The organism is Mycobacterium sp. 852002-10029_SCH5224772 (assembly GCF_001667315.1).
Classification (GTDB): domain Bacteria; phylum Actinomycetota; class Actinomycetes; order Mycobacteriales; family Mycobacteriaceae; genus Mycobacterium.
The window spans coordinates 1-672 of sequence record NZ_LZHT01000043.1; the positions used below are offsets into that span (position 1 = coordinate 1).

The 672-nt window shown below is 63.8% G+C and carries 1 protein-coding gene; it reads left to right on the top strand.

Annotated elements, in window-relative coordinates; all coding sequences use genetic code 11:
* A partial coding sequence (locus tag A5775_RS26225; RefSeq protein ID WP_067251453.1) for a class I SAM-dependent methyltransferase occupies positions 1 to 672 on the top strand: 672 nt, incomplete at both ends.

Genomic DNA, 672 nt, shown 5'->3' on the forward strand with positions numbered 1-672 from the left:
CTGCGCCTACTTCGAGCGTGACGACATGACCCTCGAAGAGGCCCAGATCGCGAAGTTCGATTTGGCGCTGGGAAAGCTGAACCTCGAGCCGGGGATGACGCTGCTGGACATCGGTTGCGGCTGGGGCGGAACCATGCGGCGAGCCATCGAGAAGTACGCCGTCAACGTCGTGGGGCTGACGCTCTCGGAGAATCAGGCCGAGCACGTGCAGAGGACCTTCGACCAGATGGACACCACCCGGACCCGCCGGGTGCTGCTGGAGGGCTGGGAGAAGTTCCACGAGCCGGTGGACCGCATCGTCTCGATCGGTGCGTTCGAGCACTTCGGCCGCCAACGCTACGGGCGTTTCTTCAAGATGGCCTACAACGCGCTGCCGCCCGGCGGAATCATGTTGCTGCACACCATCGTTCGGCCGTCCTTCAAAGAAGCCCGGGCCAAGGGCCTAAGGTTGACCCACGAGATCGTTGAGTTCTCGAAATTCATCCTCGCCGAGATTTTTCCCGGCGGCTGGCTTCCCACCCCGCAGACCGTCGGCGAGTACGGGGTGACCGTGGGCTTCGAGCTCACCCGCGTGCAGTCGCTGCAACTGCACTACGCGAAGACGCTGGATCTGTGGGCCGAGGCGCTCGAGGCGAATCGCGAGCAGGCCCTCGCCCTTCAGTCTCAAGAGGT